The organism is Pseudomonas sp. B22(2017) (genome assembly GCF_002113105.1).
Taxonomy (GTDB): domain Bacteria; phylum Pseudomonadota; class Gammaproteobacteria; order Pseudomonadales; family Pseudomonadaceae; genus Aquipseudomonas; species Aquipseudomonas asiatica.
The window spans coordinates 1-22,046 of the sequence record NZ_NEJN01000021.1 but is presented as its reverse complement, the minus strand read 5'-3'; the positions used below and the strand labels follow the sequence as shown (position 1 = coordinate 22,046).

The following is a 22,046-nucleotide window of genomic DNA, read 5'->3' as shown; positions in this document are numbered from 1 at the left end:
CGATACCTCCTACCGATTGCGCCATGCTCAGCCCCTTAGGCAGAGGATGCTCCTGATATGTCTGGGACGTTGAATCACCAAGGTGATTAAAGATGAATGATTCGATTAACAATATTAAAGAAATAGAATTTTTGGAGTTTGTGAACAAAATTTACGTAGTTGACTACCCTAGCGACGAAGCGCACCGAAGCGCTGTGGAGAAGTTTGAGAAACTGTCAGAGCACCCCGCTGGATCAGATCTTCTTTTTTACCCAGAGGAAGGGAAAGATAGCCCTGAGCAAATTGTGGCCGAGGTGAAGGCTTGGCGTGCTGCAAACGGCAAACCAGGGTTTGCTCAACCTTAATATGTGTCCCCCGATCAAAAAACTGATCGGGGCTCCCACCTCGTCTAACCAAACAAGTTTTCCAAGGAGGCGAGAGTTGAACCTCAATGGCTCACGAGGACCAGTCACACCACCCGGGCCAACCGATCCTCCCGCGGACACCGCTCGAACCGTGCCCGGTAGCTACGTGTGAAATACGACGCCGACTCGAACCCGCACGCCACCGCCACCTCCAGCACACTCATGTCGGTCTGGCGCAATAGCTGCCGAGCCTTGTCCAGTCGCAATCGCAGATAGAAGCCACTGGGAGTGTCGTCCAGATGCAAGCGGAACAGGCGCTCCAGCTGCCGCCGGGTCACCTGCACCGCATCGGCCAGCACCTGGGTATTGAGCGGCTGCTCGATATTTCGCTCCATTTCTCCGATCACCTTCACGAGCTTCTTGTTGCTGATGCCGTAACGGCTCGCGATCTGCATGCGCTGGTGGTCCTGGCGCTGGCGAATACGCCCGAGCACAAACTGCTCGGACACCTGCACCGCCAGCTCGCTGCCATGGGCCTGGCCGATCAGGTCAAGCATCAGGTCGATTGACGCGGTACCGCCTGCGCAGGTGATGCGACGCCGATCGATCTCGAACAGCTCCTGGGTCACCTGCAAGCGTGGATAGCGCTCCTTGAACGCCTCCAGCGCCTCCCAGTGCACGGTGGCGCGGTGGCCGTCGAGCAGGCCGGCCTCGGCCAGCACCACCGCGCCGGTATCGATGCCACCCAGAACCACCCCCTCATGGTCCAGGCGGCGTAACGCCTGCTGCAGCGCCGGCCCGTAACAGGCCAATGGCTCGAAACCGGCGACGATCAGCAGGATGCCACCAGGTTCGCCCGCCGCCAGCGCTGCATCGGCGTTCACCGACATGCCATTGCTGGCCAGCACCGCCCCGCCGTCCAGGCTCAACACCTGCCAGCGATACAACGGGCCCTTGAAGCGGTTGGCCACCCGCAGTGGTTCCAGGGCACTGATGAAACCCATGGCCGAGAACCCGGGCAACAACAGGAAGTGAATGATTTGCGGCATTGCATGCTCCACGGCAAAGGTGGTCGCCTCCGTGCAAATGTTGGTCGCCAGGGTGCGATTTTCCACCCTGACAGCAGCGTAGCTTCTTCATACGACCCAGAGAGGTCGAACCCCAATAACAATATGCACTGCCGATGGAGAGCCACCATGCACAGCTTGATCCGCCGCAGCCTGTTGACCCTTGCCCTGAGCAGCATCGCCACTTCCCCACTATTCGCCGCCGAGCCCGCGGCTTGCAAGAACGTCCGTCTGGGCGTGGTCAACTGGACCGACGTCATCGCCACCAGCGCCATGGCGCAGGTGCTGCTCGATGGCCTTGGCTACCAGACCAAGCAGACCAGCGCTTCACAGCAGATCATCTTCGCCGGCATCCGCGACAAGCGCCTGGACATGTTCCTGGGTTACTGGAACCCAATCATGACCCAGACCATCACACCGTTCGTCGACGCCAAACAGGTCAAGGTGCTCGACAAGCCGAGCCTGGAAGACGCCCGCGCCACCCTGGCGGTGCCCAAGTACCTGGCCGACAAGGGCCTGAAGACCTTCGCCGACATCCACAAATTCGAGAAGGAACTGGGTGGGAAAATCTACGGCATCGAACCAGGCTCCGGCGCCAATACCCAGATCAAGGCGATGATCGCCAAGAACCAGTTCGGCCTGGGCAAGTTCCAGCTGGTCGAGTCCAGCGAGGCCGGCATGCTCGCCGCCGTCGACCGCGCGGTGCGGCGCAACGAGGCTGTGGTGTTCTTCGGCTGGGCACCGCACCCGATGAACGTGAATATCGACATGGTCTACCTGGGCGACAGCCAGGACGCCCTGGGCCCGGACGAAGGCCGCGCGACAGTGTGGACGGTGACCGCGCCGGACTACGCCGAACGCTGCCCCAACGCCCACCGCCTGCTGGCCAACCTGAACTTCAGCGCCGAGGACGAGAGCCGCATGATGCAGCCGCTGCTCGACCACAAGGATGCGCTGGAGTCGGCCCGCCAGTGGCTCAAGGACCACCCCGAGGACAAGGCCCGCTGGCTGGAGGGTGTGACCACCTTCGATGGCAAGCCGGCTGCTGACAACCTCAAGCTCACTGCCAACTGACACCCCCCCTTCGCAGCACAAGGCTGCTCCTACAGGTACAGCGCATAGAACAAGGTCTGCGCAGACCCTGTGGGAGCGGGCATGCCCGCGAAAAGGCCACCACAGCTCTCTCAAGGAACCCCGACATGAACCACGACGTCATCATCACCTGCGCCCTCACCGGCGCCGGCGACACCGCCTCGAAAAGCCACCTTGTTCCAGTCACCCCCAAGCAGATCGCCGAGTCTGCCGTAGAGGCCGCCAAAGCCGGCGCCACCGTGGTCCACTGCCACGTGCGCGACCCGCAAACCGGCCGCTTCAGCCGTGACGTGGCGCTGTATCGAGAAGTCATGGAGCGCATCCGCGAAGCCGACGTGGACATCATCGTCAACCTTACCGCGGGCATGGGTGGCGACCTGGAAATCGGCCCGGGTGAAACACCACTGGAGTTCGGCGCGGGTACCGACCTGATCGGCCCACTGGAGCGTCTGGCCCATGTCGAAGCGCTGCTGCCGGAAATCTGCACCCTCGACTGCGGCACCCTCAACTTCGGCGACGGCAACTCGATCTACGTCTCCACGCCGGCACAACTACGCGCCGGCGCCAAGCGCATTACCGAGCTGGGGGTAAAAGCCGAGCTGGAAATCTTCGACACCGGCCACCTGTGGTTCGCCAAGCAGATGATGAAGGAAGGCCTGCTCGAAGACCCGCTGTTCCAGCTGTGCCTGGGTATCCCGTGGGGCGCTCCGGCCGATACCACCACCATGAAGGCGATGGCCGACAACTTGCCGCCAAACGTCACCTGGGCCGGGTTCGGTATCGGTCGCATGCAGATGCCGATGGCCGCACAGGCGGTGCTGCTGGGCGGCAACGTGCGGGTGGGCCTGGAGGACAACCTTTACCTGGACCGTGGCGTGCTGGCCAGCAACGGCCAGTTGGTCGAGCGCGCGGTGGAAATCATTTCGCGCCTTGGCGCCCGTGTGCTGACCCCGGCCGAAGGCCGGGAAAAGATGAACCTCAAACGCCGCTGACACTTTCAGGAGCCCAACATGACCTTCATCACCGAGATCAAGACCTTCGCCGCGCTGGGTAGTGGCGTGATCGGCAGCGGCTGGGTCGCGCGCGCCCTGGCCCACGGGCTGGACGTGGTCGCCTGGGACCCGGCGCCAGGCGCCGAGCAGGCCTTGCGCAAGCGCATCGCCAACGCCTGGCCGGCACTGGAAAAACAAGGCCTGGCACCAGGCGCATCACAAGACCGCCTGAAGTTCGTCGCCACCATCGAGGAATGCGTCCGCGATGCCGATTTCATCCAGGAAAGCGCCCCTGAACGCCTGGACCTGAAGCTCGACCTGCACGCAAAGATCAGCGCCGCCGCCAAACCCGATGCGATCATCGGTTCCAGCACCTCGGGCCTGCTGCCCAGCGAGTTCTACGAGTCGGCCACCCACCCCGAGCGCTGCGTGGTCGGCCACCCGTTCAACCCGGTGTACCTGCTGCCGCTGGTGGAAATCGTCGGCGGCAACCGCACCGCCCCCGAGGCCATCGAAGCTGCCAGGACCATCTACACCGCCCTGGGCATGCGCCCGCTGCACGTACGCAAGGAAGTGCCCGGGTTCATCGCCGACCGCCTGCTCGAAGCGCTGTGGCGCGAAGCACTGCACTTGGTCAACGACGGCGTGGCCAGTACCGGCGAGATCGACGATGCCATCCGTTTCGGTGCCGGCTTGCGCTGGTCGTTCATGGGCACGTTCCTCACCTACACCCTGGCCGGTGGTGATGCGGGCATGCGTCACTTCATGGCCCAGTTCGGCCCGGCGTTGAAACTGCCCTGGACCTACCTGCCGGCGCCGGAACTCACCGACAAGTTGATCGACGATGTGGTCGAAGGGACCTCCGAGCAACTGGCGGATCGCAGCATCGCCGCGCTGGAGCGCTATCGTGATGACACCCTGTTGGCAGTGCTGGAAGCGGTAAAGACCAGCAAGGCCAGCCACGGTATGGCTTTCGGCGACTGAGGAGACCGCGATGCCCGCACTGATCACCTACCGCACCCCGGTCCAGGAGGACTGGGTCGACTACAACGGGCACCTGCGCGATGCCTACTACCTGCTGATCTTCAGCTACGCCACCGACGCGCTGATGGAGCGCATCGGCCTGGATGCCGACAGCCGCGGCCAGAGCGGTAACTCGCTGTTCACCCTGGAGGCGCACATCAACTACCTGCACGAAGTGAAGCTGGGCACCGAGGTATGGGTGCAGACGCAGATCATCGGCTTTGATCGCAAGCGCCTGCATGCGTACCACAGCCTGCACCGGGCAGGGTTCGCCGAAGCGCTGGCGGCCAGTGAGCAGATGCTGCTGCATGTGGACCTGGCGGGGCCGAGGTCGGCACCGTTCAGTGAGCGTAGTGTCGAGTTGCTGCAAGGGTTGGTGGATGAGCAGCAGGATGTGCCCCCGGCTGAGTTCGTCGGCCGTGTGATAGCCCTGCCTACACCAAACTGAGCAGCAACATATAACCTGTGGGAGCGAGCGTGCCCGCGAATGCGGCGGTAAATCCACCATCGCATTCGCGGGCACGCCCGCTCCCACAGGTCATGTATTCAGGCAAAAAATAACCCCGGAAAGCCGTGAGCATCCGGGGCCAAGAGCGAGCAACATCCACTGTACACGAACGAGGGTGACCAAACCCTCCGTTGCGGCAGATGGCTTGAGTTTGCGCACTTCCCGAACACTGGATTTAGCCGTAAACGACCTGTTCTTAGCCAAAGCAGCCATGGCGCCATTCTGTTGTTGCGGGCATGTCGCCGGCGTCACAGAATCGGTCGTAAATCACAGCAGCACTCTCTTAGCGATAAAAGGGACAACAGCCATGATGCATGCGGATTTGATTGACCAGGACGATCTGGCAGGCCACCTGCGCGCGCGCGGGTTCGAGATTCCGGCCGGCGCTACTGCCGAGCAGGCGTGCGAAGCGGTGGTGCGTGGGCTGACCGAGCCCAATGCGCGGGCGCTGAAGGGGATGGTGGAGCAGATGTATACCGGTAGTGCGACGATCCTGCCGGCGGTGCGCCAGGCCATCGACAAACAGCTGTTGCCGGCGTTGGCGCAGTTCAACAAGCGCGGCTGACAGAGTTTTCCTGCACCGGCCTCTTCGCGGGCTTGCCCGCTCCCACAGGGATTGCACAGAGTTCAAATACTGTGCACCTCCTGTGGGAGCGGGCAAGCCCGCGAAGAGGCCGGCTCCGTTTCAGAGCCTTACACTGGCAAAGGTCGACTCATTGCGCGCCTGGCTCAGGGCCGCCATCGGCCCGCTGTGCGGCGACAGGGTCATGGCCTGCGGGATCGGCATCATCGCCACCTGCTGCGCGGTGTTGGAGCCCACGCGCTCGTCACGCGGCGGAATGCCGAAATACTCGCGGTAGCATTTGGAGAAGTGCGGGGTAGACACGAAGCCGCACACCGACGCCACTTCGATGATCGACATCGGCGTCTGCTTCAGCAACTGCCGGGCGCGGATCAGGCGCAGCTTCAGGTAGTAACGCGACGGCGAACAGTGCAGGTACTTCTGGAACAGGCGCTCGAGCTGCCGGCGCGATACCGACACGTATACCGCCAGTTCGTCCAGGTCGATCGGCTCTTCGAGGTTGGCCTCCATCAGCGCAACGATTTCCTGCAGCTTTGGCTGGTTGGTGCCAAGCATGTGCTTGAGCGGCACGCGCTGGTGATCCTGCTCGTTGCGGATGCGCTCGTAGACGAACATTTCGGAGATCGCCGCCGACAGTTCACGGCCGTGGTCGCGGCTGATCAGGTGCAGCATCATGTCCAGCGGCGCAGTACCGCCGGAGCTGGTGAAGCGGTTACGGTCGAGGGTGAACAGGCGGGTGCTCATGTTGACGCGCGGGAAAGCCTCTTGCATCGCGGCCAGGCACTCCCAGTGCACACTGCAATCGAAACCATCCAGCAGCCCGGCACAGGCCAAGGCCCAACTGCCGGTGCATACCGCGCCCAGGCGGCGCGACTGGCGGGCCTGGGTTTGCAACCAGGTGACATGCTCGCGGGTGACACTGCGCTGGATGCCCACGCCGCCGCAAACAATCACGGTATCGATGGGAGGCGCACTGTGCATCGCGGCGTCAGGGGTTATCTGCAAGCCATCGCTGGCCCACACCTGTCCACCATCGGCGGTTAGGGTGTGCCAGCGGTACAGCTCGCGGCCGGACAGCTGGTTGGCCATGCGCAGCGGCTCGACGGCCGACGCCAGGGAAATCAGGGTGAAATTGTCCAATAGGAGAAACCCGATGGACTGGGGGGCTGTGCGGTTCTGGGTTGGGTTCCCGGAGGTGTACGACGTCATCGCGATTTCTCCTCACACAAATGCAGGGGGTGCCTCAGGCGAGCACTGATTTCTTGTTATGTATGGCCCCGGTTTCATGTGTGGGGGCCTTGGTACCAATCTCTACGCAAACGCCGTGCCTGAAGTTGAACGGCCATCCAAAAAAACCTGAAAACGACGCCTTTGTTAGGCAAATCAGGTGCTTTGATCGAGTTGGTCAATCATCGTAGAACGGGCGTGCTAGGCGGTGTGCGTGGAATGGCTGAGCAATTTGGTGACACGCGCAGTGTAGGATGCCCAGAAACGACACTCTTGAGTGTCACCGACAATGCCCGCACTGATTACGACACCCGACGATTGGTATGCGTCACGCTGCACCATAAGGATGCATTGGGGGGCTGTGCTGCACCTGCGTCAAACTCAAGGGCCTCTTCACGGTTTCACCCGCGAAGAGGCCCTTGAGTTCCGGTCAAGCTATCAGCACTCGATCGCGCTGACCGCCAAACCACCGCGCGAAGTCTCTTTATACTTGTCGTGCATGTCGGCCCCGGTATCGCGCATGGTGCGGATCACCTGGTCGAGGGAAATGAAGTGCTCGCCGTCACCACGCAGGGCCATCTGCACTGCGTTGATGGCCTTGACCGCAGCAATCGCGTTGCGCTCGATGCACGGCACCTGCACCAACCCACCGACCGGGTCGCAGGTCAGGCCCAGGTTGTGCTCCAGGGCGATCTCGGCAGCGTTCTCCACCTGTGGCGGGGTCGCGCCCAGCACTTCGGCAAGACCCGCCGCTGCCATGGCGCAAGCCGAGCCGACTTCCCCTTGGCAACCCACTTCGGCACCAGAGATCGAGGCGTTCTTCTTGCACAGGATGCCCACCGCGGCAGCACCGAGGAAGAAGTCGACCACGCTGGACTCGTCCACCGCATCGCTGAAGCGCATGTAGTAGTGCAACACCGCCGGGATGATGCCCGCCGCACCGTTGGTCGGTGCGGTAACCATACGCCCCCCGGCAGCATTTTCTTCATTGACCGCCAAGGCGAACAGGTTGACCCACTCCATGGCGCTCATGGTCGAGCCGATCACGTTGGGTTTGCCGATTTCCTGCAGGCTGCGGTGCAGCTTGGCGGCGCGGCGGCGCACGTTCAATCCGCCGGGCAGCGTGCCTTCGTACTTTAGGCCGTTGTTGACGCATTCCTGCATGGCTTCCCAGAGCTTGTGCAGGCCGGCGCGGATCTCTTCCTCGCTGCGCCAGACCTTCTCGTTGGCCATCATCAATTGCGACACGCTGAGGTCGTTTTGCTTGCACAGGCGCAGCAGTTCGGCAGCGCTATTGAAATCGTACGGCAGCACCGTCTGGTCAGCATCCAGCACGCCGCTGGCGGCCTGGGCGGCATCGACCACGAAGCCGCCACCCACCGAGTAGTAGGTGTCGCGGTGCAGCTCGCCCTGTTCGCCTTCGGCAACCAGGGTCATGGCGTTGGGGTGGTACGGCAAATTCTCGTCCAGCAACAGCATGTCGCGGGCCCAGACGAATTCGATGGGCAGGCGGCTGTCCAGTTGCAGGGTGTTGGTCTCGCGCAGGTCGGCTATACGCGGCGCGATCTGGGTCGGGTCGATGGCGTCAGGCCATTCACCCATCAAGCCCATGATGGTGGCATTGTCGGTGCCGTGCCCCACACCTGTGGCCGACAGCGAGCCATACAGGCGCACTTCGATCCGCTTCACACGTTCCAGCTCGCCGCGTTCGCGCAGGCCCTGGACGAACAGGGCGCCAGCACGCATGGGGCCTACGGTGTGGGAGCTGGAGGGCCCGACACCGATCTTGAACAGGTCGAACACGCTGATGGCCATTGTCGAATCACCTCTTGCTGGGCTTGTCTCTGCGCGCCATGCGCAGGGCGGGGTAACTGCTAGGCTGAAGCAGCGGGCCGCCTTGAATGCACGCATCATCGGGCTTTTACCAACCCCCTCGCCGTCTGCAACCGACGTACTTTTGTCCAGCAGCGCCGCGCTGTTTTCAACCGGGGAGCTGCCCTTGCCACGCCGCTTTACGGCGGCCTGGTGACGTAAAAATGCGGCTGAAGGGGTGGAAAAATCCATAAACGACATCGCCCATACTGGATACGACCCGTTCCGTACTGGTTACGACCCCACCAGTAGGCGATTGCACGGCGCTGGAGGATTATCGAAAGCGACTCGTAAAGCACGGCCACGCATCCTGCCCTCTGCAGGCCTGGTCGACCGGACCCTGAGAAAGCCCGGCGACCCACGCGAACCCGAAGACAAAATCACAGGAGTCCATCCATGAAAGGTTCACCCTCGCTGTTGCTGGTTGCGTTGCTGTCCGCGCCTTTGCTGGCCCAGGCCGCCGAACCCGAGCAATGCAAGACGGTACGGTTCTCGGATGTCGGCTGGACCGACATCACGGTCACCACCGCGACCACCAGCGTTGTGCTCGAAGCACTGGGTTACAAGACCCACACCACCATGATCTCGGTACCGGTGACCTACAAGTCGCTGGCCACCGGCAAGGACCTGGACGTGTTTCTCGGCAACTGGATGCCGACCATGGAGAACGACATCAAGCAGTATCGCGACGCCGGCACCGTGGAAACCGTGCGCGCCAACCTGGAAAACGCCAAGTACACCCTGGCCGTGCCCCAGGCGCTTTATGACAAGGGCCTGAAGGATTTCAGCGACATTCCCAAGTTCAAGCAGGAACTGGACGGCAAGATCTACGGCATCGAGCCCGGCAACGATGGCAACCGCACCATCCAGAGCATGATCGACAAGAACGCCTTCGGCCTGAAGGACGCCGGATTCAAGATCGTTCAGTCCAGCGAGGCCGGCATGCTGTCGCAGGTCGACCGCGCGCAGAAACGCGGCGAGGCCATCGTGTTCCTCGGCTGGGAACCGCACCCGATGAACACCCGCTTCAAGATGCAGTACCTGACCGGCGGAGACGAATTCTTCGGCCCCGACTTCGGCAAGGCGACCGTATTGACCAACACCCGCAAGGGCTATGTGCAGGAATGCAGCAACGTTGGCCAGCTGTTGAAGAACCTGTCGTTCGAGCTCAAGGATGAAAGCACCATGATGGGCTATGTCCTGGACGACAAGATGAAACCCGAGGCGGCTGCCAAGAAGTGGCTCAAGGACAACCCTGGCAAACTGGATGCCTGGCTGGCCGGCGTAACCACCGTGGATGGCAAACCCGGCCTTGAGGCGGCCAAGGCCAAGCTGACGCAATAACGAAATACGCAATAGCGCTACCTCGGGGCAGGACCGTGCCTGCCCCGGGTTGAGTTCAATCTATGCAGGTGGAAGCTCGCTATCATGCTTATCGATCAGAAAATACCCCTGGGCCAGTACATCGCGTCGTTCGTCGAGTGGCTGACCCAGAACGGCGCGAATTACTTCGACGCCATCGCGCAAGGCCTGGAGTTCATGATCCATGGCGTAACCAGTGCCCTGACTTTCTTCAATCCGTTCGTGCTCATCGCTCTGTTCGCCGCCCTGGCGCATTTCATCCAGCGCAAGTGGGCGCTGACCGCATTCGTCGCCCTGTCGTTCCTGCTGATCCTCAACCTGGGTTACTGGCAGGAAACCATGGAAACCCTGGCGCAGGTCACCTTCGCCACGGTGGTTTGCGTGGCCATCGGCGTGCCACTGGGCATCGTCGCCGCGCACAAACCGATGTTCTACACCGCCATGCGCCCGGTACTCGACCTGATGCAGACGGTACCTACCTTCGTCTACCTGATCCCCACCCTGACCCTGTTCGGCCTGGGTGTGGTGCCGGGGCTGATCTCGACAGTGGTGTTTGCCATCGCCGCCCCGATCCGTCTCACCTATCTGGGCATCTGCGACGTCCCGCAGGAGCTGATGGATGCCGGCAAGGCCTTTGGCTGCTCACGGCGCCAGCTGCTCACCCGTATCGAACTGCCGCACGCGATGCCAAGCATCGCCGCCGGCGTTACCCAGTGCATCATGCTGTCGCTATCGATGGTGGTGATCGCCGCCCTGGTCGGCGCTGACGGCCTGGGCAAACCTGTGGTCAACGCACTGAACACCGCCGATATTTCCCTGGGCTTCGAAGCGGGCCTGGCAATCGTGCTGCTGGCGATCATGCTCGACCGTATCTGCAAGCAACCGGACCTGCCGGTAAGGGGTGAAGCATGAGCATCATTCGTTTCGAAGACGTCGACGTCATCTTCTCCAACAAGCCGCGCGAAGCGCTGGCGCTGCTCGACCAAGGCCAGACCCGCGAGCAGATTCTCAAGCAGACCGGCCTGGTGGTGGGTGTCGAGAAGGCCAACCTGGATATCCAGAAGGGCGAGATCTGCGTGCTGATGGGCCTGTCCGGCTCGGGCAAGTCGAGTTTGCTGCGCTGCATCAACGGCCTCAACACCGTCAGCCGCGGCAAGCTGTTCGTCGAGCACGAAGGCAAGCACATCGATATTGCCCACTGCACCCCGGCCGAACTGAAGATGATGCGCACCAAGCGCATTGCCATGGTGTTCCAGAAATTCGCCCTGATGCCCTGGCTGACGGTGCGCGAGAACATCAGCTTTGGCCTGGAAATGCAGGGCCGCCCCGAGAAGGAACGGCGCAAGCTGGTAGACGAGAAGCTCGAACTGGTGGGCCTGACCCAGTGGCGCAACAAGAAGCCGGACGAACTGTCTGGCGGCATGCAGCAGCGCGTGGGCCTGGCCCGGGCGCTGGCGATGGATGCCGACATCCTGCTGATGGACGAACCGTTCTCGGCACTGGACCCGCTGATCCGCCAGGGCCTGCAAGACGAGTTGCTGGGCCTGCAGGCCAAGCTGAGCAAGACCATCGTGTTCGTCAGCCACGACCTGGACGAGGCACTGAAACTGGGTAGCCGCATCGCCATCATGAAGGACGGGCGGATCATCCAGTACAGCAAGCCGGAAGAGATCGTGCTCAACCCGGCCGACGAGTATGTGCGTACCTTTGTCGCCCATACCAACCCACTGAACGTGCTGTGCGGGCGCAGCCTGATGCGCAGCCTGGACAACTGCAAGCGGGTGAACGGTTCGGTGTGCCTGGACCCCGGCATCGACTCGTGGCTGGACCTTGGCGAAGGTGGCTCGATCAAGCGCGCACGCCAGGGGCAGAACGGGCTTGACCTGCAGAACTGGGCACCAGGGCAGGATGTGGAGCTGCTGGGCCGCCGCCCAACGTTGGTAAATGCCGATATCGGAATGCGCGAGGCGCTGCAGATTCGTTATCAGACCGGCAACAAGCTGGTGTTGCAGGATAACGACAAGGTGGTGGGGATTCTTGGGGATACCGAGCTTTATCACGCATTGCTCGGCAAGAACCACGGTTGATGCAATTGGGGCCGCGTTGCGGCCCTTTCGCAGCACAAGGCTGCTCCTACAAAGGACCGCGTAACCTTGTAGGAGCAGCCTTGTGCTGCGAATGGAGGGCAAAGCCCTCCCGGCATTCTGTCAGCGAACGACAATCCCGCGCGAAGCCATGTAGGCTTTGGCTTCCGGCACCGTGTACTCACCAAAGTGGAAGATGCTGGCCGCCAACACTGCGCTGGCATGCCCTTCCAGAATGCCGTCAGCCAGGTGCTGCAGGTTACCCACCCCACCTGAGGCAATCACCGGAATACCCAGCGCATCACTGATCGCACGGGTAACGCCCAGGTCGAAGCCGTTCTTCATGCCGTCCTGGTCCATGCTGGTCAGCAGGATCTCGCCAGCACCCAGGCCTTCCATCTTCTTCGCCCATTCAACGGCATCCAGCCCGGTCGGCTTGCGCCCGCCGTGGGTGAAGATTTCCCAGCGTGGTTCTTCGCCTGGCCCGGACACCTTCTTGGCATCAATGGCGACGACGATGCACTGCGAACCGAAACGGTCCGCGGCCTCGCCGACAAACTCTGGGTTGAACACCGCGGCCGTGTTGATCGAGACCTTGTCGGCACCGGCATTGAGCAGGTTGCGGATGTCCTGCACGGTGCGCACGCCACCGCCCACGGTCAGCGGGATGAACACCTGGCTGGCCATGCGCTCGACGGTATGCAGGGTAGTGTCGCGGCCGTCGACGCTGGCAGTGATGTCGAGGAAGGTGATTTCGTCGGCACCTTGCTCGTCGTAGCGACGGGCGATTTCCACCGGGTCGCCAGCATCACGGATGTTCTCGAACTTGACGCCCTTGACCACCCGGCCGTTGTCCACGTCCAGGCAAGGGATGATGCGCTTGGCCAGTGCCATGGTTCAGTCCTCAGCCTTGGTAGTTGTCGCAGAAGGCCTGGGCCTCAGCGACATCGAGGGTGCCTTCGTAGATGGCACGGCCGGTGATGGCGCCGATGATGCCCGGGGCCTTGGCGTCCAGCAGGGCCTTGATGTCGCCCAGATTGTGGATGCCGCCCGAGGCGATCACCGGGATCGAAGTGGCTTCTGCCAGCGCCTTGGTGAACGGCACGTTGCAGCCTTGCATCATGCCGTCCTTGGCGATGTCGGTGTAGACGATCGCCGAGACGCCATCGGCCTCGAAACGCTTGGCCAGGTCGATGACCTGAACCGAGCTCACTTCAGCCCAGCCGTCGGTGGCGACAAAGCCGTCCTTGGCGTCCAGGCCGACGATGACCTTGCCTGGGAAGGCCTTGCACGCTTCGGCGACGAATTCCGGCTGCTTGACCGCCTTGGTGCCGATGATCACGTAGCTGACGCCGGCCTTGACGTAGTGCTCGATGGTTTCCAGCGAGCGAATACCGCCGCCGATCTGGATCGGCAAAGTCGGGTAGCGCTTGGCAATGGCAGTGACCACTTCACCGTTGACCGGCTGGCCTTCGAAGGCGCCGTTGAGGTCGACCAGGTGCAGGCGGCGGCAGCCACCCTCGACCCACTTGGCGGCCATGCTCACCGGGTCGTCGGAAAATACCGTGGAGTCTTCCATGCGGCCCTGGCGCAGGCGCACGCAGGCACCGTCCTTCAGATCGATAGCGGGGATAATCAGCATCTTGGGAACCTGTCTGTTCTTGGGGTTTCAGGGCTTCTCGAGCGCCCACAGATCGCTTTCGATGCTCTCGAACCGCTCCTTGAGGTGCAGCTGAACATCGGCAATCGCCCTGTTGTAGTAAAGGGGTGCAATTTCTTTGCTGAACAGTTCGAGGACTTCGGCCACTTCGAACGACCCCAGCTCCAGCTCGAAACGATCTTCGAGGAAGCGCTTGAGCGTGTGCAGCGCTTCGCGCTCCTGCTCGGGGGCCAGGGTGATGACCGGGGCCTTGGTCTTCGACCTGCTCATTTACCAGCGCCCGTCCCAGGCGACGAAGTTCTGCAGCAGCTGCAGGCCATGGGTATGGCTCTTCTCCGGGTGGAACTGCACGGCAAAGCGCGAGCCATCGGCCAGTGCAGCGGCGAAATCGACACCGTAATGGCCGCGGCCGACCACCTGGGCCGGCTTGCCGGCATTGATGTAATAGCTGTGCACGAAGTAGAACCGCGCACGGTCGGGGATGTCGTGCCACAGCGGGTGGTCGTTGGTCTGGCCGACTTCGTTCCAGCCCATGTGCGGCACCTTCAGGTGCTCGCCGTCTTCCTGCAGGTCTTTGCCGAAGAAGCGAACTTGGCCGGGGAACAGGCCGATACAGTCGACACCGTCGTTTTCTTCGCTGTGGTCGAGCAGTGCCTGCATACCCACGCAGATGCCGAGGAACGGGCGGTCCTGGCTGACTTCACGCACCAGGCTGTCGAAGCCCAGGCGGCGGATTTCTGCCATGCAGTCGCGAATCGCGCCCACGCCCGGGAATACCACGCGGTCGGCTTCGCGGATGACCGTGGCATCACTGGTGACCAGTACCTTGCCGGCACCTACATGCTCGAGCGCCTTGGCCACCGAGTGCAGGTTGCCCATGCCATAGTCGATTACGGCTACCGTCTGCATTTACAGGCACCCTTTGGTGGAAGGCATCTGCCCGGCCATGCGCTCGTCGAGGGTAATGGCCATGCGCAGGGCGCGGCCGAAAGCCTTGAACACGGTCTCGATCTGGTGGTGGGTGTTGTGGCCACGCAGGTTGTCGATGTGCAGGGTGACCAGGGCGTGGTTGACGAAGCCCTGGAAGAACTCCTGGAACAGGTCGACATCGAAGCCACCGACGCTGGCGCGGGTGTACGGCACATGCATCTGCAGGCCCGGGCGACCGGAGAAGTCGATAACCACGCGCGACAGCGCTTCGTCCAGCGGCACATAGGCGTGGCCGTAGCGGAAGATGCCCTTCTTGTCACCGATGGCCTGGGCAAATGCCATGCCCAGGGTGATGCCGACGTCTTCGACGGTATGGTGATCGTCGATATGCGTGTCACCCTTGCACTCGATATCCAGATCGATCAGCCCATGGCGGGCAATCTGGTCCAGCATGTGTTCAAGGAAAGGCACACCGATATCGAATCGGGCCTTGCCACTGCCATCGAGGTTGATCGAGCACTTGACCTGGGTTTCCAGGGTATTGCGCTCGACGGAAGCCTTACGTTCGACCATCACCAGCTCCGCAAAATCATTAGGCGAAAAGGGCTTCATTATAGGCCTAGAACGCGCCGGCTTGAAACGCGGATGACATATGGCAAAACGCGGAATTACGCAGGCTGGATACCGTTACAGGTCTATACAACCGCATGGCTTGGGGCTGCTTTGCAGCCCATCGCCGGCAAGCCAGCTCCCACAGGGGCCTCACAATCTTCCAGGCCTGTAGCATACCTGTGGGAGCTGGCTTGCCGGCGATAGGGCTAGTACAGCCAGCAAAGTCAGCCGGTTTTACCACTGATCAATGGAACAGCACAGCCGTCTTCTGCAGGGTAATCCAAACGCCCCAGGCCAACGGCACGACCACCACTGCCCAGGCCAGCAGCACCAGCGGCAGGCTACCCGGCGCCGCCTTCCACTCCAGCGAGCGCGCCCCGTCGGCGCCCTTGTCATGGCTCAACGCCCGCTCGGCAGCCAGTTCGGCATCGCTCATGAAATGCTTGTCGGCCACCGGTCGCACCAGCATGTTGCAGACAAAGCCCAGCACCAGCAGGCCGGCGAGGATGTACAGGGTCATGTCATAAGCAGCCGCACGCTCCACCCCGGCCGCCAACTGGTACTCGCGCAGGTAGGTGATAAGCACCGGCCCCAGCACCCCCGCCGCCGCCCAGGCGGTCAGCAGGCGGCCATGAATGGCGCCGACCATCTGCGTGCCGAACAGGTCGGCCAGGTAGGCCGGTACCGTGGCAAAACCACCACCGTACATCGACAGGATGATGCAGAACGCCGCCACGAACAGCGCCACGTTACCCAGGTGCCCCATGTTCGGCACCAGGCTGTACAAGCCCACGCCCAGGGCAAAGAAGGCGAAATAGGTGTTCTTGCGGCCAATGTAGTCCGAGAACGACGCCCAGAAGAACCGGCCGCCGATGTTGAACAGGCTCAGCAGGCCGGTGAAGCCGGCGGCGATCGCGGCAATCTGCGCCAGCTGGGCGCTGTTCAGCTCGCTGAAGCTCAGCCCGTTGCCCAGCAGCTTGCCGGCGAACACTTCCTGCAGCAACGGCGAAGCCATGCCGAGGATGCCGATACCCGCTGACACGTTCAGGCACAGCACCAGCCAGATCAGCGCGAACTGCGGGGTCTTCCAGGCCACGCTGACGTGCACGTGGCGGTCGGTGACCATGGTGTTGCCAGCTTTCTTCACTGGGGCGCTCCAGCCTTCGGGCTTCCAGCCGGTTGGCGGTACGCGATACGCCAGGGCACCGGCGGTCATGAACACGAAGTAGATCGCCGCCATGACGACGAAGCTCTGCCACACGCCCACTTCCTGCGCATTGCCGAAATGGCCCATCAGCGCGGTGGCCAGTGGTGCACCGACCATGGCCCCGCCACCGAAGCCCATGATCGCCATGCCGGTGGCCATGCCGCGCTTGTCCGGGAACCACTTGATCAAGGTCGACACCGGCGAGATGTAGCCCAGGCCCAGGCCGATACCCCCGATTACGCCGGAACCCAGCCACATCAGCCACAGCTGATGGGTTTTCACGCCAATCGCCGAAATCAGCATGCCACCGCACCAGCACAGCGCCGACACCAGGCCGGCCTTGCGCGGGCCGGCGTGTTCCAGCCAACCACCCAGCACGGCCGCCGAGCAACCGAGGAAGACGAAGAACAGGGTGTAGATCCAGCTCAGCATGGAAATCGGCCAATCGCATTCGGCGCTGAACATACGGGCCATGAAGCCCATGTCCGCCGCGCAGGCGACCGGGGCGGTGATGCCTAGGGCTTGCGACAGCGGCAGCCAGAACACCGAGAAGCCATAGGCCATGCCGATGCACAGGTGGATGGCAAGGGCGGCCGGTGGGACCAGCCAGCGGTTGAAGCCCGGACGGGCGATGATGTGCTCCTTCGACAGGAAGCCCGGCGCACTGGCCAAGGTCCCCGCCGCGACGGTACTGCTCATGGATCAGATCCTTCTTATAGGGAGGGTGCAGGCAAAGCGGCGCAAGGGTAGCAGCATCAAGTAGCGTGAAAGCAATCTGACATCGTTAATTTTTGCTCGGCTGAAACGGTCATGTTGCCTATACCGGCGATAGGGCCGGTACAGGCCACACATTCGGAACTGACAAAATCATGGCTGTCGAAAGCCGTACCATCTGCTGTACGCGTAGGAAATGCCCCGTATCTCTAGTCGAATACGCAGGGGTAACCACTGCGGCGCTATACTCTGGCGCTTGAATTTCAAAAACGGACTACAAGGACTCGCCCATGAAAGCGTTCGGCAAAATCCTGGGACTTGGGCTTCTCGGGTTGCTGCTGATCATCGTGGCGCTGGGCTTCGCCCTGACCCACCTCTTCGATCCCAACGACTACAAAGACGAGATTCGCCAGCTGGCACGTGACAAGGCTCACGTCGAGCTGACCCTCAACGGTGACATTGGCTGGAGTCTGTTCCCGTGGCTGGGCCTGGAGTTGCACGATGCGAGCATCGCCACCTTGAACAAACCCAAGGAGCCCTTCGCCGACCTGCAGATGCTCGGGCTTTCTGTACGTGTGCTGCCACTGCTGCGCCGCGAAGTGCAGATGAGCGACGTGCGCGTCGAGGGCCTGAACCTGACCCTGGCCCGTGACGAACAGGGCCATGGCAACTGGGAAGACATCGGCAAGCCGCTGCCCACGCAGAACGGCGCCAGTGCCGATGGGCAGGCCAGTGCTCCAGCCCAGGCACCGGCCGAACAGGCGTCGGCACCAGTCGCCAGCAATGAACGCGCCGTCAAGCTGGACATCGACAGCCTGACCGTGAACAACGCCCGCGTGCAATACACCGATGCCAAGACCGGCCAGAGCTACAGCGCCGAAAGCATCCAGCTGAGCACCGGCCCGGTCCACGAAGGGGCGAACATTCCACTCAAGGCCAGCGCCTTCCTCAGCGCCAGCCAGCCGAACATCAAGGCCCGCACCGAACTGGTCGGCGAGCTGCGCTTCGACCGCAAGCTCAAGCGCTACAACTTCGAAGACATGCGCCTGTCGGGCGAAACCTCGGGTGAGCCCACCGGCGGCAAGACCGTGACCTTCGCCGCCCAAGGCCAATTGCTGGTCGACCTGGCCGCCAATGTCGCCTCGTGGAACGGCCTGAAAGTCTCGGCCAACCAGCTGCGCGCCCTGGGCGAGCTGAACCTGCGAGACCTGGACAAGGCACCGCAGCTGAGCGGCGGCCTGTCCATCGCCCAGTTCGACCTGCGCACCTTCCTCGACAGCATCGGCCGCCCGCTGCCGGCCACCAACGACCCGGCGGCCTTCGCCAAGCTGGAACTGGTCACCCGCCTGCAGGGCACGCCGAACAGCCTGGCCCTGGAAGACCTGGCGGTGAAGCTGGACGACAGCACCTTCACTGGCCGCGTGGCCGTCGAAGACTTCGCCAAACAGGCCCTGCGCCTGCAGCTCAAGGGCGACACCTTCAACGCCGACCGCTACCTGCCGGCCAAGAGTGAAGAGGCCAAGGGCGCCACCGCCGCGCGTCAGGCCGAGGTCAAGCAACAGGAAGCCACCGCGGTCGCCGGCCCTGGCACCACGCCACTCCCCAACGCCCCGACCCAGGTCGCCTGGAGCGACGACAAGCTGCTGCCGGTCGACCGCCTGCGCGCCCTCGACCTGCAAGCCGACCTGGCCTTCGGTTCGCTGACCCTGGACAAACTGCCGATCGAAGACGCCCAGCTCAAGGCGATCGGCCAGGGCGGCCTGCTGACCCTGCAAACCCTGCGCGGTGAACTGTACAACGGCACCTTCGAGGCCAAGGGCACGGTCGATGTGCGCCCTGCCGTGCCGCAACTGGGCGTCAACACCAGCATCCAACGGGTGCCGGTGGAACACTTCATCAAGACCGAGGGCAAGGAACAGACGCCACCGGTCAAAGGCCTGCTGACCCTGACCAGCGACCTGACCGCCACCGGCAACAGCCAGAAGGCCCTGGTCGATACCCTCAACGGCAACGCCAACTTCGTCATCAACGATGGCGTGCTGGTCAATGCCAACCTGGAACAGCAACTGTGCAAGGCCATCGCCACGCTGAACCGCAAGTCGCTCAGCGGCGAGCCACGTGGCAAGGACACCCCGTTCCAGGAACTGCGTGGCAGCCTGGTAGTACGCAATGGCGTTGCCAACAACCCGGACCTCAAGGCGCGCATTCCGGGCCTTACCGTTAATGGCCATGGTGACCTCGACCTGCGCGTACTGGGCATGGACTACAACGTTGGCGTGGTCGTCGAAGGCGACCAGCGCGCCATGCCGGACCCGGCCTGCCAGGTCAACGAACGCTATGTGGGTGTCGAAATACCGCTGCGCTGCCGCGGCCCGCTGGAGCTGGGCGCCAAAGCCTGCCGCCTGGACCAGGACGGCCTGGGCAAGGTTGCCGCCAAGGTGGCCGGCAACCGTCTGCAAGACAAGATCGATGAAAAACTCGGAGACAAAGTGAGCCCGGAATTGAAAGACGCGCTCAAGGGGCTGTTCAAGCGATGAGCCCCGAGCAGTTCTCCAGCGCAGTGCTGGATTGGTATGACGAACACGGCCGGCACGACCTGCCCTGGCAACAGGGCATCAACCCGTACCGGGTGTGGGTGTCAGAAATCATGTTGCAGCAGACCCAGGTCAGCACCGTGCTCAACTACTTCGACCGCTTCATGCAGGCTCTGCCGACCGTGCAGGCCCTGGCCGAAGCGCCGGAGGACGAAGTGCTGCACCTGTGGACAGGCCTGGGTTACTACACCCGGGCACGCAACCTGCAAAAGGCCGCCAAGATCGTGGTCGAACAGCATGGCGGCGAATTCCCGCGCAGTGTCGAGCAGCTCACCGAACTGCCCGGCATCGGCCGCTCCACCGCCGGCGCCATCGCCAGTATCAGCATGGGCATCCGCGCACCGATCCTCGACGGCAACGTCAAGCGCGTGCTGGCCCGCTACACCGCCCAGGCCGGCTACCCCGGCGAACCCAAGGTGGCCAACCAGCTGTGGGCCACGGCCGAACGCTTTACCCCACAGCAGCGCGCCAACCACTACACCCAGGCGATGATGGACATGGGTGCCACGCTGTGCACCCGCAGCAAGCCCAGCTGCCTGATCTGCCCGCTGCAGCGCGGCTGCGAAGCGCACCTGCACGGTGAAGAAACCCGCTACCCCGAGCCCAAGCCGCGCAAGGCACTGCCGCAACGCCGCACGCTGATGCCGCTGCTGGCCAACCACGAAGGCGCCATCCTGCTTTACCGTCGCCCGTCCAGCGGCCTGTGGGGTGGTTTGTGGAGCCTGCCGGAACTGGACGACATTGCCCAGCTCGACGACTTGGCCTACCAGCACGGCCTGCGCCTGGCTGACAGCCGCGCCATGGACGGCCTGACCCATACCTTCAGCCACTTCCAGCTGGCGATCGAACCCTGGCTGGTGCGCGTCGACCCGGTCGGCCAGCACGTGGCCGAGGCCGACTGGCTCTGGTATAACCTCGCCACCCCGCCGCGCCTGGGCCTCGCCGCCCCGGTGAAAAAGCTGCTCAAACGCGCGGCCGACGAACTGATTGCAGGAGATGCCCGATGACCCGCACCGTGATGTGCCGCAAGTACAAAGAAGAACTGCCAGGCCTGGAGCGCCCGCCCTACCCCGGCGCCAAGGGCCAGGACATCTTCGAACACATCTCGCAGAAAGCCTGGGCCGACTGGCAGAAGCACCAGACCATGCTGATCAACGAAAAGCGCCTGAACATGATGAACGCCGAGGACCGCAAATTCCTCCAGGGCGAGATGGACAAGTTTTTCGCCGGCGAAGAATACGCCCAGGCGGAAGGCTACGTTCCACCCTCGGAATGACCCCACGGAACGTAAGCGACGGAATTAATTTAAAATTTTTTCAAAAAGTCGTTGACGAGAGGTCTGAAAGTCTATTTAATTCACCTCGTCGCCCAGATAGCTCAGTCGGTAGAGCAGAGGATTGAAAATCCTCGTGTCGGCGGTTCGACTCCGTCTCTGGGCACCACCTTCAAGCTTCTGGTGGTTGCAAAGTTACCCGAAGCGACAACAAGAAACCCGCCTAGTGCGGGTTTTTTGTTGTCTGTCATTTTTGCTGGAGGCTTGGCAGTTACCTGCCGTTACTGCCCTTCCCGATCGCTAAACCTTACCCCGCCGCGCGCGGCAGCACCTCGGCATGAAGCCTGACCCCGAGGGCCGCCATCACTTTCATGATGGTCGCCAAACTCGGGTTACCCTCCGCAGACAACGCCTTATACAGCCCTTCTCGTGTCAGGCCGGTATCACGCGCCAACTGAGCCATACCCCGGGCACGAGCGATATCACCAAGGGCAGCAGCAAGCAGTGCTGGATCGTTTTCTTCAAGACAGGCCTCAAGGTAGAGGGCCATGTCTTCCTCTGTCTTCAAATGGTCTACAGCGTCCCATTTGGTCAGCTTGATATTTGTCATGGCGGCCTCCTAAAGGTCGCGTGCTAGCTTGAGGGCAGATTTGATATCTCTGGCCTGGCTGGTTTTATCGCCACCCGCCAGGAGGGTGTGCGCATGAAAAAATGTGAACCACAGTTCACACTACATTCAATTTTTCGCTGTTTCAAACTGTTTGTGGACGCGCCGTTGACCGATATCAAAGTGCCGCCAATCGCTCGACTTAAAATGCCGGATGGACATCCGACCCGACCCGCAAGGACCTCCATGAGCGAAGAATCCCCCCTCCTGCTCCCCGCCCCCACGGAGCCCGCCC

At 62.4% G+C, this 22,046-nt stretch carries 23 protein-coding genes and 1 tRNA gene; 14 read left to right on the top strand and 10 right to left on the bottom strand.

Features of this window, described 5'->3' with window-relative positions:
* Positions 1-92 precede the first annotated feature (92 nt).
* Positions 93-344: a bacteriocin immunity protein gene (locus tag CAG18_RS25355; protein ID WP_038408553.1), complete on the top strand. Its 252-nt coding sequence runs from the start codon at positions 93-95 to the stop codon at positions 342-344.
* Positions 345-448: 104 nt separating this feature from the next.
* Here the strand turns inward: CAG18_RS25355 and CAG18_RS25350 are convergent, their stop codons facing one another.
* Complete coding sequence (locus CAG18_RS25350; protein ID WP_023662283.1) at positions 449-1,393, bottom strand: GlxA family transcriptional regulator; 945 nt, start codon at positions 1,391-1,393, stop codon at positions 449-451.
* 147 nt (positions 1,394-1,540) lie between these two features.
* Between CAG18_RS25350 and choX the strand changes: the two genes are divergently transcribed.
* The 5 genes from choX (at position 1,541) to CAG18_RS25325 (ending at position 5,591) form a co-directional block, all read left to right on the top strand.
* A complete protein-coding gene (gene choX, locus CAG18_RS25345) occupies positions 1,541-2,485 on the top strand; it encodes a choline ABC transporter substrate-binding protein (RefSeq protein WP_015268643.1) in 945 nt (314 codons plus the stop codon).
* A 125-nt stretch (positions 2,486-2,610) separates the two neighbouring features.
* Positions 2,611-3,495, top strand: coding sequence for a 3-keto-5-aminohexanoate cleavage protein (locus tag CAG18_RS25340; protein WP_015268642.1), 885 nt, complete (start codon positions 2,611-2,613; stop codon positions 3,493-3,495).
* An 18-nt stretch (positions 3,496-3,513) separates the two neighbouring features.
* Complete coding sequence (locus CAG18_RS25335; RefSeq protein ID WP_015268641.1) at positions 3,514-4,479, top strand: L-carnitine dehydrogenase; 966 nt, start codon at positions 3,514-3,516, stop codon at positions 4,477-4,479.
* A gap of 10 nt (positions 4,480-4,489) precedes the next feature.
* A complete protein-coding gene (locus tag CAG18_RS25330) occupies positions 4,490-4,966 on the top strand; it encodes a thioesterase family protein (RefSeq protein ID WP_085721787.1) in 477 nt (158 codons plus the stop codon).
* Between the two features lie 367 nt (positions 4,967-5,333).
* Complete coding sequence (locus CAG18_RS25325; RefSeq protein ID WP_003257487.1) at positions 5,334-5,591, top strand: hypothetical protein; 258 nt, start codon at positions 5,334-5,336, stop codon at positions 5,589-5,591.
* Positions 5,592-5,711: 120 nt separating this feature from the next.
* Here the strand turns inward: CAG18_RS25325 and CAG18_RS25320 are convergent, their stop codons facing one another.
* Both CAG18_RS25320 and CAG18_RS25315 read right to left on the bottom strand, forming a co-directional pair.
* A complete protein-coding gene (locus CAG18_RS25320; RefSeq protein ID WP_015268639.1) occupies positions 5,712-6,818 on the bottom strand; it encodes a GlxA family transcriptional regulator in 1,107 nt (368 codons plus the stop codon).
* A gap of 456 nt (positions 6,819-7,274) precedes the next feature.
* Positions 7,275-8,651: an L-serine ammonia-lyase gene (locus CAG18_RS25315; protein ID WP_015268638.1), complete on the bottom strand. Its 1,377-nt coding sequence runs from the start codon at positions 8,649-8,651 to the stop codon at positions 7,275-7,277.
* A gap of 453 nt (positions 8,652-9,104) precedes the next feature.
* Here CAG18_RS25315 and CAG18_RS25310 point away from each other — a divergent pair, with 453 nt between their 5' ends.
* The 3 genes from CAG18_RS25310 to choV all read left to right on the top strand — a co-directional run bounded on the left by CAG18_RS25310 (position 9,105) and on the right by choV (position 12,157).
* Positions 9,105-10,052 carry a choline ABC transporter substrate-binding protein gene (locus CAG18_RS25310; RefSeq protein ID WP_015268637.1) on the top strand — a complete coding sequence of 316 codons (948 nt, stop codon included), beginning with the start codon at positions 9,105-9,107 and terminating at the stop codon, positions 10,050-10,052.
* A gap of 81 nt (positions 10,053-10,133) precedes the next feature.
* Positions 10,134-10,982 carry a choline ABC transporter permease subunit gene (choW, locus tag CAG18_RS25305; RefSeq protein WP_169774667.1) on the top strand — a complete coding sequence of 283 codons (849 nt, stop codon included), beginning with the start codon at positions 10,134-10,136 and terminating at the stop codon, positions 10,980-10,982.
* Positions 10,979-12,157: a choline ABC transporter ATP-binding protein gene (gene choV, locus CAG18_RS25300; RefSeq protein ID WP_003257485.1), complete on the top strand. Its 1,179-nt coding sequence runs from the start codon at positions 10,979-10,981 to the stop codon at positions 12,155-12,157. The genes choW and choV overlap by 4 nt, the downstream gene beginning before the upstream one ends.
* Positions 12,158-12,277: 120 nt before the next feature.
* Here the strand turns inward: choV and hisF are convergent, their stop codons facing one another.
* The 6 genes from hisF to CAG18_RS25270 all read right to left on the bottom strand — a co-directional run bounded on the left by hisF (position 12,278) and on the right by CAG18_RS25270 (position 17,262).
* Positions 12,278-13,048 carry an imidazole glycerol phosphate synthase subunit HisF gene (gene hisF / locus CAG18_RS25295; RefSeq protein WP_013970495.1) on the bottom strand — a complete coding sequence of 257 codons (771 nt, stop codon included), beginning with the start codon at positions 13,046-13,048 and terminating at the stop codon, positions 12,278-12,280.
* A 10-nt stretch (positions 13,049-13,058) separates the two neighbouring features.
* Positions 13,059-13,796: a 1-(5-phosphoribosyl)-5-[(5-phosphoribosylamino)methylideneamino]imidazole-4-carboxamide isomerase gene (gene hisA / locus CAG18_RS25290; protein ID WP_003257484.1), complete on the bottom strand. Its 738-nt coding sequence runs from the start codon at positions 13,794-13,796 to the stop codon at positions 13,059-13,061.
* 27 nt (positions 13,797-13,823) lie between these two features.
* Positions 13,824-14,084 carry a DUF2164 domain-containing protein gene (locus tag CAG18_RS25285; RefSeq protein ID WP_003257483.1) on the bottom strand — a complete coding sequence of 87 codons (261 nt, stop codon included), beginning with the start codon at positions 14,082-14,084 and terminating at the stop codon, positions 13,824-13,826.
* Positions 14,085-14,723, bottom strand: coding sequence for an imidazole glycerol phosphate synthase subunit HisH (hisH, locus tag CAG18_RS25280; protein WP_013970493.1), 639 nt, complete (start codon positions 14,721-14,723; stop codon positions 14,085-14,087).
* Positions 14,724-15,317 (bottom strand): imidazoleglycerol-phosphate dehydratase HisB, encoded by a 594-nt coding sequence (gene hisB / locus CAG18_RS25275; protein ID WP_003255736.1) that lies wholly within the window; start codon positions 15,315-15,317, stop codon positions 14,724-14,726.
* A 283-nt stretch (positions 15,318-15,600) separates the two neighbouring features.
* Complete coding sequence (locus tag CAG18_RS25270) at positions 15,601-17,262, bottom strand: OFA family MFS transporter (protein ID WP_054573669.1); 1,662 nt, start codon at positions 17,260-17,262, stop codon at positions 15,601-15,603.
* 305 nt (positions 17,263-17,567) lie between these two features.
* On the opposite strand from CAG18_RS25270, the gene CAG18_RS25265 reads away from it, so the two are divergent.
* The 4 genes from CAG18_RS25265 (at position 17,568) to CAG18_RS25250 (ending at position 21,313) form a co-directional block, all read left to right on the top strand.
* Positions 17,568-19,814: an AsmA family protein gene (locus CAG18_RS25265; RefSeq protein WP_085721786.1), complete on the top strand. Its 2,247-nt coding sequence runs from the start codon at positions 17,568-17,570 to the stop codon at positions 19,812-19,814.
* Positions 19,811-20,878 (top strand): A/G-specific adenine glycosylase, encoded by a 1,068-nt coding sequence (gene mutY / locus CAG18_RS25260; RefSeq protein WP_013970490.1) that lies wholly within the window; start codon positions 19,811-19,813, stop codon positions 20,876-20,878. The genes CAG18_RS25265 and mutY overlap by 4 nt, the downstream gene beginning before the upstream one ends.
* Positions 20,875-21,147 (top strand): oxidative damage protection protein, encoded by a 273-nt coding sequence (locus CAG18_RS25255; RefSeq protein ID WP_003257478.1) that lies wholly within the window; start codon positions 20,875-20,877, stop codon positions 21,145-21,147. The genes mutY and CAG18_RS25255 overlap by 4 nt, the downstream gene beginning before the upstream one ends.
* A gap of 90 nt (positions 21,148-21,237) precedes the next feature.
* Positions 21,238-21,313 (top strand) — tRNA-Phe (locus CAG18_RS25250).
* Positions 21,314-21,451: 138 nt separating this feature from the next.
* Here CAG18_RS25250 and CAG18_RS25245 read toward each other — a convergent pair.
* On the bottom strand, positions 21,452-21,754 hold the full coding sequence (locus CAG18_RS25245; protein ID WP_015268632.1) for an addiction module antidote protein: 303 nt from the start codon (positions 21,752-21,754) through the stop codon (positions 21,452-21,454).
* A 93-nt stretch (positions 21,755-21,847) separates the two neighbouring features.
* On the opposite strand from CAG18_RS25245, the gene CAG18_RS27185 reads away from it, so the two are divergent.
* Positions 21,848-22,046: hypothetical protein (locus CAG18_RS27185; RefSeq protein ID WP_218191480.1), on the top strand; the 199-nt coding region annotated here is incomplete at its 3' end.

Coding starts and splice junctions, on each gene's coding strand:
- CAG18_RS25330 (WP_085721787.1), top strand. CDS start 4,490: ATGCCCGCACTGATCACCTACCGCACCCCGGTCCAGGAGGACTGGGTC.
- mutY (WP_013970490.1), top strand. CDS start 19,811: ATGAGCCCCGAGCAGTTCTCCAGCGCAGTGCTGGATTGGTATGACGAA.
- hisA (WP_003257484.1), bottom strand. CDS start 13,796: ATGCTGATTATCCCCGCTATCGATCTGAAGGACGGTGCCTGCGTGCGC.
- CAG18_RS25315 (WP_015268638.1), bottom strand. CDS start 8,651: ATGGCCATCAGCGTGTTCGACCTGTTCAAGATCGGTGTCGGGCCCTCC.
- CAG18_RS25245 (WP_015268632.1), bottom strand. CDS start 21,754: ATGACAAATATCAAGCTGACCAAATGGGACGCTGTAGACCATTTGAAG.
- CAG18_RS25285 (WP_003257483.1), bottom strand. CDS start 14,084: ATGAGCAGGTCGAAGACCAAGGCCCCGGTCATCACCCTGGCCCCCGAG.
- CAG18_RS25340 (WP_015268642.1), top strand. CDS start 2,611: ATGAACCACGACGTCATCATCACCTGCGCCCTCACCGGCGCCGGCGAC.
- CAG18_RS25270 (WP_054573669.1), bottom strand. CDS start 17,262: ATGAGCAGTACCGTCGCGGCGGGGACCTTGGCCAGTGCGCCGGGCTTC.
- choV (WP_003257485.1), top strand. CDS start 10,979: ATGAGCATCATTCGTTTCGAAGACGTCGACGTCATCTTCTCCAACAAG.
- hisH (WP_013970493.1), bottom strand. CDS start 14,723: ATGCAGACGGTAGCCGTAATCGACTATGGCATGGGCAACCTGCACTCG.
- CAG18_RS25350 (WP_023662283.1), bottom strand. CDS start 1,393: ATGCCGCAAATCATTCACTTCCTGTTGTTGCCCGGGTTCTCGGCCATG.
- CAG18_RS25325 (WP_003257487.1), top strand. CDS start 5,334: ATGATGCATGCGGATTTGATTGACCAGGACGATCTGGCAGGCCACCTG.
- CAG18_RS25265 (WP_085721786.1), top strand. CDS start 17,568: ATGAAAGCGTTCGGCAAAATCCTGGGACTTGGGCTTCTCGGGTTGCTG.
- CAG18_RS25355 (WP_038408553.1), top strand. CDS start 93: ATGAATGATTCGATTAACAATATTAAAGAAATAGAATTTTTGGAGTTT.
- CAG18_RS25310 (WP_015268637.1), top strand. CDS start 9,105: ATGAAAGGTTCACCCTCGCTGTTGCTGGTTGCGTTGCTGTCCGCGCCT.
- CAG18_RS25255 (WP_003257478.1), top strand. CDS start 20,875: ATGACCCGCACCGTGATGTGCCGCAAGTACAAAGAAGAACTGCCAGGC.
- CAG18_RS25335 (WP_015268641.1), top strand. CDS start 3,514: ATGACCTTCATCACCGAGATCAAGACCTTCGCCGCGCTGGGTAGTGGC.
- hisB (WP_003255736.1), bottom strand. CDS start 15,317: ATGGTCGAACGTAAGGCTTCCGTCGAGCGCAATACCCTGGAAACCCAG.
- choX (WP_015268643.1), top strand. CDS start 1,541: ATGCACAGCTTGATCCGCCGCAGCCTGTTGACCCTTGCCCTGAGCAGC.
- hisF (WP_013970495.1), bottom strand. CDS start 13,048: ATGGCACTGGCCAAGCGCATCATCCCTTGCCTGGACGTGGACAACGGC.
- CAG18_RS25320 (WP_015268639.1), bottom strand. CDS start 6,818: ATGACGTCGTACACCTCCGGGAACCCAACCCAGAACCGCACAGCCCCC.